At 70.3% G+C, this 14,444-nt stretch carries 11 protein-coding genes; 6 read left to right on the forward strand and 5 right to left on the reverse strand.

The features are described 5' to 3' along the window. Nucleotides 1-15: 15 nt before the first annotated feature. From FK268_RS04445 to FK268_RS04455, 3 genes are all read right to left on the reverse strand, one after another. Nucleotides 16-1,440, reverse strand: a complete 1,425-nt coding sequence (locus FK268_RS04445) for a hypothetical protein (protein WP_146431465.1) — start codon at nt 1,438-1,440, stop codon at nt 16-18. Nucleotides 1,441-1,550: 110 nt separating this feature from the next. Beyond that, a complete protein-coding gene (locus tag FK268_RS04450; RefSeq protein WP_231706905.1) occupies nt 1,551-1,862 on the reverse strand; it encodes a DUF3017 domain-containing protein in 312 nt (103 codons plus the stop codon). Continuing rightward, nucleotides 1,862-2,728, reverse strand: coding sequence for a bifunctional methylenetetrahydrofolate dehydrogenase/methenyltetrahydrofolate cyclohydrolase (locus FK268_RS04455; RefSeq protein WP_193560234.1), 867 nt, complete (start codon nt 2,726-2,728; stop codon nt 1,862-1,864). Before FK268_RS04455 ends, FK268_RS04450 begins: the two co-directional genes overlap by 1 nt. 87 nt (nt 2,729-2,815) lie before the next feature. Here FK268_RS04455 and FK268_RS04460 point away from each other — a divergent pair, with 87 nt between their 5' ends. Both FK268_RS04460 and FK268_RS04465 read left to right on the forward strand, forming a co-directional pair. Beyond that, nucleotides 2,816-3,394 (forward strand): HdeD family acid-resistance protein, encoded by a 579-nt coding sequence (locus FK268_RS04460; RefSeq protein WP_146431469.1) that lies wholly within the window; start codon nt 2,816-2,818, stop codon nt 3,392-3,394. 49 nt (nt 3,395-3,443) lie between these two features. Further along, the gene (locus FK268_RS04465) at nt 3,444-3,908 is read left to right on the forward strand and encodes a tRNA (cytidine(34)-2'-O)-methyltransferase (RefSeq protein WP_146431470.1); all 465 of its coding nucleotides are present in this window, start codon (nt 3,444-3,446) and stop codon (nt 3,906-3,908) included. 29 nt (nt 3,909-3,937) lie between these two features. Here FK268_RS04465 and FK268_RS04470 read toward each other — a convergent pair whose 3' ends face one another. Both FK268_RS04470 and FK268_RS04475 read right to left on the reverse strand, forming a co-directional pair. Beyond that, entirely contained in the window at nt 3,938-5,689 is a 1,752-nt protein-coding gene (locus FK268_RS04470; protein WP_146431472.1) for an alpha/beta hydrolase, read from the reverse strand. A 37-nt stretch (nt 5,690-5,726) separates the two neighbouring features. After that, nucleotides 5,727-7,163: a short-chain fatty acyl-CoA regulator family protein gene (locus tag FK268_RS04475; RefSeq protein ID WP_146431474.1), complete on the reverse strand. Its 1,437-nt coding sequence runs from the start codon at nt 7,161-7,163 to the stop codon at nt 5,727-5,729. Between the two features lie 150 nt (nt 7,164-7,313). On the opposite strand from FK268_RS04475, the gene prpD reads away from it, so the two are divergent. From prpD to FK268_RS04495, 4 genes are all read left to right on the forward strand, one after another. Further along, nucleotides 7,314-8,816, forward strand: a complete 1,503-nt coding sequence (prpD, locus tag FK268_RS04480; RefSeq protein WP_146431476.1) for a 2-methylcitrate dehydratase PrpD — start codon at nt 7,314-7,316, stop codon at nt 8,814-8,816. Further along, complete coding sequence (gene prpB, locus FK268_RS04485; RefSeq protein ID WP_146431478.1) at nt 8,816-9,760, forward strand: methylisocitrate lyase; 945 nt, start codon at nt 8,816-8,818, stop codon at nt 9,758-9,760. Before prpD ends, prpB begins: the two co-directional genes overlap by 1 nt. Further along, entirely contained in the window at nt 9,760-10,869 is a 1,110-nt protein-coding gene (locus FK268_RS04490; RefSeq protein WP_146431480.1) for a bifunctional 2-methylcitrate synthase/citrate synthase, read from the forward strand. Before prpB ends, FK268_RS04490 begins: the two co-directional genes overlap by 1 nt. A 175-nt stretch (nt 10,870-11,044) precedes the next feature. After that, complete coding sequence (locus tag FK268_RS04495) at nt 11,045-14,431, forward strand: pyruvate carboxylase (RefSeq protein WP_146431482.1); 3,387 nt, start codon at nt 11,045-11,047, stop codon at nt 14,429-14,431. Nucleotides 14,432-14,444 lie beyond the last annotated feature (13 nt).

Below are 14,444 nucleotides of genomic sequence, written 5' to 3' on the forward strand. Positions count from 1 at the left end.
GTTGCCGGTGGTCCCTCAGGGGGCCGGGGCGGTGACGGTCGGCACGTCCGACGGGGAGTCCAACGCCTTGCCGGCGGGCGTCACCTCTGCGGTTTCCCGATCCGACTGCGCCGCGCCGGTGTTCACCCGGTTCGAGCTCGAGCTGGACGCGTCGGGCGCTGCGCCGGCGGCGGGCGGCACCAGGCCGTTGCCCGGCACGGTTCGCGGCGTCTCCGCGGTGGGTGACGGGTGCGTGGCGGTGCCCTCGGTGGGCGGCACGGTGGCGGTGGGTGTCCCCGACGGGGTTCCCGTGGGGATCGACGGCAGGATCGTGGTCGGTAGCGTGGCCGTCGCCGAGGTCGGCGGGGTCGGCGGGGTCGTGGGCACCGGCGGCCACGGGCGAGTGGTCGTGGGGATCACGGGCGGCGGGGCGAAAGTGGTCATGGTGGGGGTCACCTCGTCGCCGTGGCCCTGCTCCGGCGGCACCGCGGTGGGCACGACCGGCTTCTCCGACGGCAGCGTCGAGGTCGTCGAGACCACGGTGGAGATCCGCCCCTGCGAGGCGGGCACGTCACTGGTCACCGTGTCGGACGAGGTGGGCACGACCTCCTCGGTGCTGCGGGCGGCGGGCCCGATGATGCCGGTGGCGTAGCCGGTCGCGAGCACCGCGCCGGCCAGCGCCGCGACCACCAGGAGCGGGAGGATCGCCGCCGTGAGGCGGACGCTGTGCCCACCCAGCACACCGATACCGCTGTCGACCAGTGACGACGGCGCGGCTCCCGCGGCTCGACGATCGGCGGCGAGCAGCGCGGCGCCGGTCGCGGAGATGGTCTCGGGCTCGTCGACCTGCACGGGCTCGATCCCCGCTTCCCGCGCGACACGGGAAACGGCTTCGCGCACAACCTCGTTCAGTGCACCGGGACCGATGACCGCGAGCGCCTCGGGCGCTGCTGAGGCGCCGGCGACCGCCGAGCGGACCAGTGCAGCCACGTGATCCACGGGGGCGACACCGTGCCCGTCGACGACGACGGCGTGCGTCCTGCGCTCGGAGGTGACCGCACCGTCGCGCACGGTGTACAGGCGCACCCCGTCGGGGGCGAGGTCGGCGACGAGGGCCGTGTCGTAGCGGGAGATCGTGCCGCGCTCGCCGAGGCCGCGCAGGGCGGCGTCGGCATCGCGCACGATCCCCGCACCCCGGACGCCGCCGCGGGCGCCCAACCGGACGGACAGCAGGTCCCGGCGTGTTCGCACGGTCACGGCCGAGGCGTCGACGGCACCGTCGGCATGGCTCGCGAGCAGGTCGAAGCCCGAGGAGAGCAGATTGCCGCGGCGCCCGAGACGGTACGGCCCGGGGTCGATGGTGCGCGCCTGACGGTCGACGACGTGACCGTCTTCGATGTCGAGCAGGACGCAGTGCACGGGCCCGGAGCCCACGGACGCGCCGAAGGACGAGATCCTCATGGCACCTCCGATCGGATCGCTCGACGAACCCGTTACCTGAACACATCGTACCCGAAGCCGAAACGTTACATACACGAATCGAAACTCCCAGTTTCGAATGCATCCGCTTACTAGGTGTCGAGCGGGCTGATCCCCCAGGAGACGACGAGGATCGCGACGGCCGCGAGTGCGAGCACCGTGACGTCGAACCAGCGGCTGCGTACCCGCAGCAGGCCTTGCCTGCGCTCGGGCAGGAAGGCGCGCAGCACCGCCGCGAATCCGGTGCCCGCGCCGAAGACGAACAGGCCGCGACGCCAGTACTCCAGGCCGACCAGCACCATGCCGGTCGCGAGGACTGCGACGACGGCGACGTAACCCGCGTTCGCGACCACCGCGCGCACCATCCTGGCGCGCCGGAACTGTTCGGCCGCGGGTCCGGCCACTACGCCCGGTCCGAACGGGCGAGATCGCGCTCCGCGGCGTCGATCACGTTCCCCAGCAGGAACGCTCGCGTCAGCGGCCCCACCCCACCGGGGTTCGGGGAGAGGTGTCCGGCGACCTCGGCGACGTCGGGCGCGACGTCGCCGCGCAGGCCGTCCGCGGTGCGACTGACGCCCACGTCGAGGACCGCGGCACCCGGCTTGACCATGTCGGCCGTGATCAGCCCGGGCACGCCGGCCGCGGCGATCACGATGTCGGCGCGGCGCACCTCCGCCGCCAGATCGCGGGTACCGGTGTGGCACAGGGTGACCGTGGCGTTCTCGGTGCGCCGCGTGAGCAGCAGGCCGATGGGCCGCCCGACGGTGACGCCGCGGCCGACGACCACGACGTGCGCGCCGTCGAGCGGAACGTCGTAGCGGCGCAACAGGTGCACGATGCCGTGCGGCGTGCAGGGCAGCGGCCCCTCCGCGCCGAGCACGAGGCGTCCCAGGTTCGTCGGGTGCAGGCCGTCGGCGTCCTTGGCCGGGTCGATCCGCTCGAGGATCGCGTTCTCGTCGATGTGCTTGGGCAGCGGCAGCTGCACGATGTAGCCCGTGCAGGCGGGGTCGGCGTTGAGATCGTCGATCACGGCCTCGAGCTCGCCCTGCGAGATGTCCGCGGGCAGGTCCCGGCGGATCGACTCGATGCCCACCTTGGCGCAGTCCGCGTGCTTGCCCTTGACGTACGAGTGCGAACCCGGATCGTCGCCGACGAGCACGGTGCCCAGCCCGGGAACGACGCCGCGGGCGCGGAGCGCTGCCACCCGTTCCCGGTAGCTCTCGAAGAGCTCGTCGCGGGTCTTCTTACCGTCCAGTACAAGCGCCGTCACGGCGCACATCCTATCGCCCCGGGATCACCGCGACGATTTCCGTCGTTTCGAGTCGCTTTTGTTCGGATTCCAACAGATACTGACCCCATGACCAATCCGAATCCCCTCCAGCAGGGCATCAAGGCGACCTGGCAGACGATCCTCCTCCTGGGCGTCCTCGACATCGTCCTCGGCATCATCATCGCGGTGTGGCCCGGGCCCACCACCCTGGTGGTCGGCATCCTGTTCGGCATCTTCCTCCTCCTCACCGGCGCCTTCCAGGTGATCGCGGGCCTGCTCGGGGAGACGCAGCACCGCGTGCTCACCGTGATCAGCGGCGCGCTCGCCCTGGTCCTGGGCGTCTCCTGCTTCCGCGACGACGTCGTCAACTCGGTCGCCATCCTGGGCATCTGGATCGGCGTGAGCTGGATCTTCTCCGGTGTCACCTCCATCACGATCGGCATCACCGACAAGCAGCTCCCCAGCCGCGTCTGGGTCGTCCTCCTCGGCATCATCAGCCTCGCCGGTGGCGCCGTCCTGATCTCGTACCCGTTCTCGGTCGAGGTCCTGGTCCTGGTGGCCGGCATCTGGGCCGTCGCGATCGGCATCGTGCAGATCGTCTCGGCACTCCAGCTGCGCAGCACGGCCAAGCACGTGCAGCAGCAGGTCTCCGACCTGGTCGGCTGACCGCCCCTCGTCCCACGGATGCGGAGCACGGATGACAGGATCGTCATCCGTGTTCCGCATTCTGTTCTTCGAGCCCCGGATCGCCCCCAACACCGGTAACGCGATCCGCATCGCCGCCGTCACCGGATGCGAGCTGCACCTAGTCGAACCCCTCGGTTTCGACCTCTCCGAGCCCAAGCTCCGCCGCGCCGGCCTCGACTACCACGACCTGGCGCACGTGAGCGTGCACGCCGACCTCGACGCCGCCTGGGCCGCGCTCGAGCCGGAGCGGGTGTACGCCTACACCGCGCACGCGACGCGTCACCACCACGAGGTCGCCTACGTCCCCGGCGACGTCCTCCTGTTCGGTCCCGAACCCACCGGGCTCCCGCCGGAGGTCCTCGCCGATCCGCGGATCACCGAGGCCCTGCGCATACCCATGCTCTCCGGCCGCCGGTCCCTCAACCTCGCCAACAGCGCGGCCATCGTCGCCTACGAGGCCTGGCGTCAGAACGGCTTCGACGGGGCCGTCTGAGCCGCCGCCCCCGGGGGCCGTCCGGCGGACTACCCCGCCGGCTTCGCCTCCGAGGGGTCGTTGTACCCCGTCTGACTGTTGAGGATCGGTCGGAGCTTCGCGGTCTTCTCCGCCGTCCAGCCCGGCGGCTCCAGGATCGCGGCCCATGCGTCCGCGGCCGCCTTGACGTAGGAGTGGCCGTGCCCGTCGGGCACGTTCACCGCGACGGCCATATCGGCCGAGACCTGCAAGAAGGTCACGATCGGCACCCAGGAGACCGAGGACAGCACGTCGGTCCCCCGCTTCTCCCGCAGCCAATCGGGCTTGCTGAAGGCCAGATCCGGTGTCCACCGCCCGATCGGATCCGAGGCGTGCTGAAGGTAGACGACGCGCGGACCGTCCCACGGTCCCGTCGGGCCGGCGAGATCCTCCGCGCGGGCGGCGAACCGCACGTGCCGCCCCTGCTGGTACACCGGCAGCCACTCGGGTGAACCCGCGTCGCGCTGCTGCGTCAACCGCACCCACATCTCGTTGTTGAAGGTGGGACCGGAGAACAGCGCACCGTCGGTCCGCGCGAGCAGGTTGTTGAGCGAGAGGAACGGGGCCTCGCCACCGAAGGAGCCGAGGCTCTCGCCGAAGACAACCAGCTTGGGTCGCTGTCCCTCCGGCAGAGCCTTGACCCGCTTGTCGACGGCCTCGAACAGGGCTTGGCCCGCATCGAGCGCGTTCTGCTTGTCGACGAGGAAGGACAGCCAGCTGGGCAGGTACGAGTACTGCATGCTGACGATCGCCGTATCGCCGTTGTACATGTACTCGAGGGCGCCCGCCTCGGCCTCGTTGACCCAGCCGGTACCGGTGGTCATCGCCACGGCCACCACCTTGCGCCGCAACCCGCCCGTGCGTTCCAGCTCCTGCGCCGTCTTCTCGGCGATCGCCTGATAGCGGTTCGGATCACCGGAGTCGACGGATCCGAGGCCGGCGTAGGTCCGGATCGGCTCCACGGCCGGCGCACCGTTGAAGGCGGAGAGGTGTTCCACCGTCTGCGCGTTGGAGACGAAGACCCGCCCCTGCTTGCCCAGCGACGACCATTCGACGATCGAGCCGGGGCCGCCCGAACGGAAGGCGCTCGTCGGTGCGGGGCGATCGCTGCCGCCCTCGCGGTTGACCTTCGAAAACGCGGAGTTCATGGCGTCCATCGCACCGCGGACGAGAACGCCGTTGATGAGCCCGACCGACACCACCAGCACGAGACCCACCGCGACCACCGCCGCGACACGGGGAGGACAGACGCCGCGCAGGCGGCCCGTCAGCCAGCGCACGAGAGTCCGCACGCCCTTGCCGATCTCGACGAAGACGTACAGGAGGACGACGGAGAGCACGCCGATCTCCAGGTAGTCGACGAAGCGGAGGTACTCCACGTCCATCATGTCGCGCAACCGGGTCTGCCAGATGTCGAAGTACAGGACCATCCCGAACGTGCCGAGCACCCCCACCCCCAGGAGGACCCACCACGCCTGCTTCGGCGCGGCCGGGCTGGAGTCCTGCGACCGCATGAACCGCACGAGCCAGACGCCGAAGACTCCGAACATGTAGCCGATCGCGCCCGAGCCGCCGCTGACCAGGCTCTGGAACAGCGGGCCGCGGGGCAGCAGGGACGGGGTGAAGGAGAGCCAGAGGAAGAGCAGGCCCACCGCGGTCCCCGTGAACGTGTACCGGTGCGACCACCATTCACGGATGCGGTCCAGCACGCGCCCCGATTCCCCGGCCGCGGCCTCGACCGCGCTCTCGACTGCCTCACTCATCCACGGCTCCCCCTGTTGCGCGACTACCGGAGACTCATCATGCCCCGTCGGCGCCGGATGCGCCTGCAAAGATGTAAGGAAGCGATTCGGCGCGGTTCTCGTCGACCGCGATCGGCCGCCCCGACTGCGGGAAGGCGCGTTGCGCGCAGCGCGGACGGTCGCACACCTTGCACCCGGCGCCGATCGGGACGAAGGACTCGGGATCGTCGAGCGCGAGCCCCCGCGAGTAGACGAGCCGGCCGGCGTGCGCGAGGTCGCACCCGAGCCCGACGGCGAAGTCCCGCCCCTGCCCGAGGTATCCGCCTGCGGCCTCGGACGTGGTCCGGGCGATCCAGAGGTAGCTGCGGCCGTCGGGCATCTGCGCCACCTGGGTGCGGATCCGCCCGGGCGTGGCGAAGGCGTCGTGCACCACCCAGAGCGGACAGCTTCCGCCCGCGCGGGAGAAGTGGAAGGCCGTGGCCGACTGCCGTTTCGAGATGTTCCCCGCGCGATCGGTGCGGACCAGGAAGAAGGGCACGCCACGCCGGCCCGGACGCTGCAGGGTCGACAATCGGTGGCAGACGGTCTCGAAGCCGACTTCGAACCGCGCGCACAGGAGGTCGATGTCGTACCGGAGTTCCTCCGCCGCCCGCAGGAACCGCTCGTACGGCAGCACGAGCGCACCGGCGAAGTAGTTGGCGAGCCCGACGCGCGCCAGTTCCCGCGACTGCGTCGGCAAGGACGACGCCTCGCCCACGATCCGGTCCATCTCCTGGGCCTGCGTGAGGAAGCCGATCTGCGTGGCGATCTGGAAGGCGCGCTGACCGTGATCCAGCCGGCGCGCCAGCGTGAGCACGCGCGTCTCGGGATCGAAGGCGCGGCGCGGTCCGGGCCGGTCCGGCTCGCCTCCCGCGATCCGGACGGTGACGCCGTGCTCGTCGCGCAGCAACCGGGCCAGCTGCAGGTCCAGGCCCCCGACGGTGAGCCCGTGACGGTCGAAGAGCTCCTCCGCCGCGAGATCGAGCGACGCCACGTGGTTGCGCCGGTCGTAGAAGAAGTCCCGGACGTCCTCGTACGGGGTGGGCACCGACCCGCCCGCTCCCCCGGCGAGACCGCTCGACAGGCGCTCCACCTGCTCCGACGCGCCGCGAAGCTGGCGGTGCATCGCGACGACGGCGCGCGCGACCGCCGGCGAACGCGCGACGATGTCGTCCAATTCGGCGGGCCCCACCTCACCCGCGCCGCCCACCTCGGCCAGCGCGTCCTGCAGGTCGGCGACGAGCCTGGCGTCGGACTCCGGCGCGAAGAACGTCATGTCGAGGTCGAAGGTCGTGTTCAGCCGCATGAGCACCGGGACCGAGAGGGGACGCTGGTCGTTCTCCAGCTGATTGACGTAACTGACCGACAGGTCGAGCGTCTTCGCCAGCGCCGTCTGGGTGAGGCCGCGCTCCTCCCGGAGGCGCCTGATGCGCGCTCCCACGTACAGCCTCTGCATGAGGCGAATCTAGCACCGGGCGCTTTCACAACTTTCGCAAGAGCTCGGACAATCCTTCGCAGAGATCCACATCTGCAAGCCGTTTCGCAGTCCGCGGTCGATGCATAGCGTGTGAATCGACCTTGTCCCCTGTGTAGAGGAGCCCCTCCCGTGCAGACGCACACCGTGCGCACCCGTCGCTCAGCCGAGACCTTCCCCCGCGAGGAGCACCTCGCCTGGAAGATCGCGCAGGTCGCCGCCGACCCCGTCGCGGTGCCCGACGACACGACGGAGATGGTGATCAACCGCATCATCGACAACGCCTCGGTCGCCGCTGCGTCCGTCACCCGCCGACCCGTCGCCAACGCCCGTGCACAGGCCCTCGCCCACCCCTACGGCCCGGGCGCCACCGTCTTCGGTGTCCCCGGCCGGTTCTCCCCCGAGTGGGCGGCGTGGGCCAACGGCACCGCCGTCCGCGAGCTCGACTTCCATGACACGTTCCTGGCGGCCGAGTACAGCCATCCCGGCGACAACATCCCGCCGATCCTCGCGGCCGCCCAGCACAAGGGCTCGACCGGCGCCGACCTGATCCGCGGCCTCGCCACCGGCTACGAGATCCAGATCGACCTGGTGCGCGCCATCTGCCTGCACGAGCACAAGATCGATCACGTCGCGCATCTCGGCCCCTCGGCGGCTGCCGGCATCGGCACCCTGCTGGGCCTGCCTGCAGAGACGATCTACCAGGCCATCGGGCAGGCGCTGCACACCACCACCGCGACGCGCCAGTCCCGCAAGGGCGAGATCTCCAGCTGGAAGGCCTACGCCCCGTCGTTCGCGGGCAAGATGGCCGTCGAGGCCGTCGACCGTGCGATGCGCGGCGAGGGCGCACCGTCTCCCATCTGGGAGGGCGAGGACGGCGTGATCGCGTGGCTGCTCGGCGGCCCCGAGGCCTCGTACGAGGTGCCGCTGCCCGGTCCGGGCGAGGCCAAGCGCGCCATCCTTGACTCGTACACCAAGGAGCACTCCGCGGAGTATCAGAGCCAGGCGCCGATCGACCTCGCCCGCCGGATGCGTGAGCGCGTCGGCGATCTCGAGCAGATCGAGAAGATCGTCCTGCACACCAGCCACCACACGCACTACGTGATCGGCACCGGCTCGAACGACCCGCAGAAGTTCGACCCGCACGCCTCGCGCGAGACGCTGGACCACTCGGTGATGTACATCTTCGCCGTCGCGCTGCAGGACGGCGGCTGGCACCACGAGCGGTCGTACGCCCCCGAGCGCGCGCAGCGACCCGACACCGTCGAGCTGTGGAAGAAGATCTCGACCGCCGAGGATCCCGAGTGGACGCGCCGGTACCACTCGACCGATCCCGCCGAGAAGGCCTTCGGCGCACGCGCCGAGATCACCCTGCGCAGCGGCGAGGTCATCGTCGACGAGCTGGCCGTGGCCGACGCACACCCGCTCGGCGCCCGCCCGTTCGCCCGCGAGCAGTACATCGAGAAGTTCCGCATCCTTGCGGACGGCGTCATCGAGAAGTCCGAACAGGACCGCTTCCTGGACGTCGCGCAGCGCACCCCCACCCTCGGGGCCGGAGAGCTCGACCAGCTCACCTTCACGGTCTCCGACGAGGTGCTCTCCCGCACCCCGAAGCTGAACCCGGGGCTCTTCTGATGAGCGGCGGCGACACCGGCACCAGCTCGACCGGCGGCCTGCTGGCCGCCCGCGCGTCGGCGAACGACAAGCGCAAGGCCTTCCGCGCCGCGCTCGCCTCGGATCGGATCGCCCGGCTGCCCGGCGCGTTCAATCCGTTGACCGCGAGGCTGATCCAGGAGATCGGCTTCGAGGGCGTGTACGTCTCCGGCGCCGTGGTCGCCGCCGATCTCGCCCTCCCCGACATCGGCCTGACGACCCTCACCGAGGTCGCGACCCGGGCCCAGCAGATCGCCCGAGTGACGGACCTGCCCACCCTGGTCGACGCCGACACCGGCTTCGGCGAGCCCATGAGTGCGGCCCGCACCGTCACCGTCCTCGAGGACGCCGGCCTCGCGGGCCTGCACCTGGAGGATCAGGTGAACCCCAAGCGGTGCGGTCACCTCGACGGCAAGGCCGTCGTCCCCACCGACGAGGCCGTCCGCCGCCTCCGCGCCGCCGTCGCTGCCCGCCGCGACGAGGACTTCGTCATCTGCGCGCGCACCGACGCGGCGGGCATCGAGGGCATCGACGCCGCCGTCGAGCGCGCGAAGGCCTACGCCGACGCGGGCGCCGACCTGATCTTCACCGAGGCGCTCTACACGACCGCCGATTTCGAGCGTTTCCGCGCTGCGGTCGACGTCCCGCTGCTGGCGAACATGACCGAATTCGGCAAGTCCGACCTGATCGATGCGGACACCCTCGAATCGATCGGCTACGACGCGGTGATCTTCCCGGTCACCACGCTGCGACTGGCGATGTTCGCAGCGGAGGAGGGTCTGCGCGAGATCGCCGCGCAGGGCACGCAGAAGGAGCTGCTCTACCGGATGCAGCACCGCAGCCGCCTGTACGAGCTCCTCCAGTACGAGCGTTACAACGACTTCGATTCCGGCATCTTCAACTTCGATCTGAGCAGGAACCAGTGATGACCGACATCAAGAAGGGCCTCGCAGGCGTCGTCGTCGATACGACCGCCGTGTCGAAGGTCGTCCCCGAGACCAACTCGCTGACCTACCGCGGCTACGCGGTGCAGGACCTCGCCGAGCACTGCTCGTTCGAGCAGGTCGCCTACCTGCTGTGGAACGGCGAGCTCCCGACCGAACCGCAGCTCTCGCTGTTCACGCAGCGGGAGCGGGCCGCGCGACGCGCCGACCGCTCGCTGCTGAGCCTGGTCACGAAGCTGCCCGAGAGCTGCCACCCGATGGACGTCGTGCGCACCGCGGTGAGCTACCTCGGCGCCGAGGACACCGACGAATGGAACCGCGACCCCGTCGCACTCCAGGCCAAGGGGCTGCGGCTGCTCGCCGTCCTGCCGACCGTGGTCGCCGCCGATCAGCGCCGCCGGCACGGCCTCGAGCCGATCGCCCCCGATCACACCCTCGGCTTCGCGGCGAACTTCCTCAACATGTGCTTCGGGAAGGTGCCGGAGCCGGAGCTGGTCAAGGCCTTCGAGGTCTCGCTGATCCTCTACGCCGAGCACAGCTTCAACGCCTCGACCTTCGCCGCGCGCGTGGTCACGTCCACCCTGTCGGACATCTACAGCGCCGTCACCGCCGCGATCGGCGCGCTCAAGGGACCGCTGCACGGCGGCGCGAACGAGGCCGTCATGCACGACATGGAGGAGATCGGCGATCCGGCGCGCGCCGAGGCCTGGATGCGCGGCAAGCTCTCCCGCAAGGAGAAGGTCATGGGCTTCGGTCACCGCGTCTACAAGAACGGCGATTCGCGGGTTCCGACGATGAAGCAGGCCTTCGTCGAGATCGCGAATCGAACCGACGGAGGCCGGTTCGTCGAGATGTACGACATCCTCGAGAAGACGATGGTCGACGCGACGGGGATCAAGCCGAACCTGGACTTCCCGACCGGCCCCGCGTACCACCTGCTGGGATTCGACACCGAGGTCTTCACGCCGATCTTCGTGATGTCCCGGATCACCGGGTGGACCGCACACATCATCGAGCAGACCGAGGCCAACGCCCTCATCAGGCCGCTCAGCGAGTACGTCGGCGTCGCCCAGCGCCCCGTCGTGGCCTAGGGCCGCCACCGCGCCGCCGGTGATCCGGGGAACGCATCGATCATCCCGTTCCCGCGATCACCTGTGACACCGGCCGTGCGGTCAATATCATCGTCAGCAACGGCGGCGGAGCAGACAGTCCTGACCGTCGGAAGAGTACGTCGTCCAGTCCCACGAAGACCGGTGGTAGCACAACATGTTCAATAAAGTCCTGGTGGCGAACCGTGGTGAGATCGCGATCCGCGGATTCCGTGCGGCGGTGGAGAGCGGCGCGCGAACGGTGGCCGTCTATCCGTACGAGGATCGGAATTCTCCGCACCGTCAGAAGGCGGACGAGGCGTATCAGATCGGGGTGGAGGGGCATCCGGTCCGTGCGTACCTCGATGTCTCGGAGATCATCCGCATCGCCGAGAAGGCGGGCGCCGACGCGGTGTACCCGGGCTACGGGTTCCTTTCGGAGAACCCGGATCTGGCGGCGGCGTGCGCGGAGCGGGGTATCACCTTCGTGGGTCCCCCGACCGAGGTGTTGGAGCTGACGGGTAATAAGGCGCGGGCGATCGCGGCGGCTCGGGAGGCGGGCTTGCCGGTCCTGGCGTCGACGGCGCCGTCGTCGGATGTCGATGAGCTGCTCGCCGCGGCGCAGGACATGCACTTCCCGGTCTTCGTCAAGGCGGTCGCGGGTGGCGGCGGCCGCGGTATGCGCCGTGTCGCGGAGATCGGCGGCTTGCGGGATGCGATCGAGATCGCTTCGCGGGAGGCGGAATCGGCGTTCGGTGATCCGACGGTGTTCCTCGAGGAGGCGGTGATCGATCCGCGGCACATCGAGGTGCAGATCCTCGCCGACACCGCGGGGAATGTGATCCACCTCTTCGAGCGGGACTGTTCGTTGCAGCGGCGGCATCAGAAGGTCATCGAGATGGCGCCGGCGCCGAACATCTCGGAGGAGCTGCGCGAGCGCCTGTGCGCCGATGCGGTGAACTTCGCCAGGGCGATCGGTTACAGCTGTGCGGGCACGGTCGAGTTCCTCGTCGATCCGCAGGGGCGGCATGTTTTCATCGAGATGAACCCGCGGATTCAGGTGGAGCACACGGTGACCGAGGAGGTCACCGACGTCGACCTGGTCGCGGCGCAGCTCAAGGTCGCGTCCGGTTCCACGCTGCCCGAGTTGGGCCTGACGCAGGATGCGATTCGTCTCAATGGTGCGGCGCTGCAGTGCCGTATCACCACGGAGGACCCGACGGACGGCTTCCGTCCGGACACGGGCCGCGTGTCGGCGTATCGGACGCCGGGCGGCGCGGGGATCCGCCTCGACGGCGGCACGTCGGTGGGTGCGGAGATCAGCCCGCACTTCGATTCGATGTTGGTCAAGCTGACCACCCGCGGCCGGGACCGGGCGACGGCGATCGTGCGGGCGCGGCGCGCGTTGGCGGAGTTCCGCATCCGCGGTGTCGCGACGAACATCCCGTACTTGCAGGCGGTGCTGTCCGATCCGGCGTTCGTCGCCGGGGAGGTGACGACGTCGTTCATCGAGCAGCGCCCCGAGCTGCTGACGGCGCGGGGCTCGCAGGACACGGCCTCGAAGATCCTGCGCTACCTCGCGGACGTGACGGTCAACAAGCCGCACGGCACCCGGCCGACGAAGGTGTACGCCTCCGACAAGGTCCCCGCGCTCGATCTCACGGCGCCCGCCCCGGAGGGTTCGAAGCAGCGCCTGGACCGGCTGGGGCCGGCCGGGTTCGCGGCGGACCTGCGGGCGCAGACGGCGCTGGCGGTCACCGACACCACCTTCCGGGATGCGCATCAGTCGCTGCTGGCCACCCGTGTGCGGACCTCGGCGCTGGCGACCATCGCCCCGTATGAGGCGCGGTTGATGCCGCAGCTGCTGTCGGTGGAGGCGTGGGGCGGCGCGACCTACGATGTGGCGTTGCGGTTCCTGCACGAGGACCCGTGGGAGCGCCTCGCCGTGCTGCGGGAGGCCATGCCGAACATCTGCTTGCAGATGCTGCTGCGCGGCCGCAACACCGTCGGGTACACCCCGTACCCGCAGCAGGTGACCGACGCGTTCGTCGCCGAGGCCGCCGCCACCGGCGTGGACATCTTCCGGATCTTCGACGCGCTCAACGACGTCGAGCAGATGCGCCCGGCGATCGAGGCCGTCCTCGCCACCGGCACCGCGGTCGCCGAGGGCGCCCTGTCCTACACCGGCGACCTGTCGAACCCGGGCGAGCAGCTCTACACGCTCGACTACTACCTGCACGTCGCCGAGAAGATCGTGCAGGCCGGCGCGCACGTCCTCGCGATCAAGGACATGGCCGGCCTGCTCCGCCCGGCCGCGGCGACCACCCTGGTGACCGCGCTGCGCCGCGAGTTCGACCTTCCGGTGCACGTGCACACCCACGACACCCCGGGCGGGCAACTGGCCACCTACCTCGCCGCCTGGACCGCCGGCGCGGACGCCGTCGACGGTGCCGCCGCTCCGCTGTCCGGCACGACGAGCCAGCCCTCCCTGTCGTCGATCGTCGCCGCCACCGCGCACACCGACCGCGACACCGGCATCGACCTCGACAAGGTGTGCGCGCTCGAGCCGTACTGGGAGGCCGTCCGCGGCGCCTACGCCCCGTTCGAATCCGGCCTGCGGGCCCCCACCGGGCGGGTCTACCACCACGAGATCCCCGGCGGGCAACTGTCGAACCTGCGCCAGCAAGCAGGCGCGCTCGGGCTGGCGGAGCGGTTCGAGGACATCGAGAACGCCTACGCCGCCGCCGACCGCATGCTCGGCCGGCTGGTCAAGGTCACCCCGTCGTCGAAGGTCGTCGGCGACCTCGCCCTCGCCCTCGTCGGCACCGGCGTCTCGGCGGACGAGTTCGCCTCCGACCCCGGCCGCTACGACATCCCCGACTCGGTGATCGGCTTCCTGCGCGGCGAACTGGGCACCCCGCCCGGCGGATGGCCCGAGCCGCTGCGCACCCGCGCCCTGCAGGGCCGCGCCGACGCCGCCCCGGTCAGCGACGTCCCCACCGACGAAGCCGAGCAGCTGGCAGGCAGCTCGGAGCAGCGCCGCGCGGCGCTGAGCCGCCTGCTCTTCCCCGGCCCCATGCGCGAGTTCACCGACCACCTGGCCGAATTCGGCGACGTCTCCAAACTCTCCACCAACCAATTCCTCTACGGACTACGCCAAGGCGAAGAACACCGCGTGCAGCTGGCCACCGGCGTCGAACTGCTCATCAAACTCGAGGGCGTCGGCGAACCCGACGAGCACGGCAACCGCACGCTCGTCTGCACCCTCAACGGCCAACTACGCACCGTCTCCGTGCGTGACCGCGCGGTGCAGGCCGAGGTGCCCGCCGCCGAACGCGCCGACAAAACCAACCCCGGCCACATCGCCGCGCCGTTCGCCGGCGTCGTCACACCCACCGTGCACACCGGATCCACCGTCGAGATCGGCGACCAGATCGCCACCATCGAAGCCATGAAAATGGAAGCCGCCATCACCGCCCCCGTCGCCGGCACCGTCAGCCGGGTAGCCCTCGCCGGCCCCACCCAGGTCGACGGTGGCGATCTCGTCGCCGTCATCGAGGGGTGACCGGCCGGTCCGC

It is taken from the genome of Tsukamurella sputi (genome assembly GCF_007858445.1).
Lineage (GTDB): Bacteria > Actinomycetota > Actinomycetes > Mycobacteriales > Mycobacteriaceae > Tsukamurella > Tsukamurella sputi.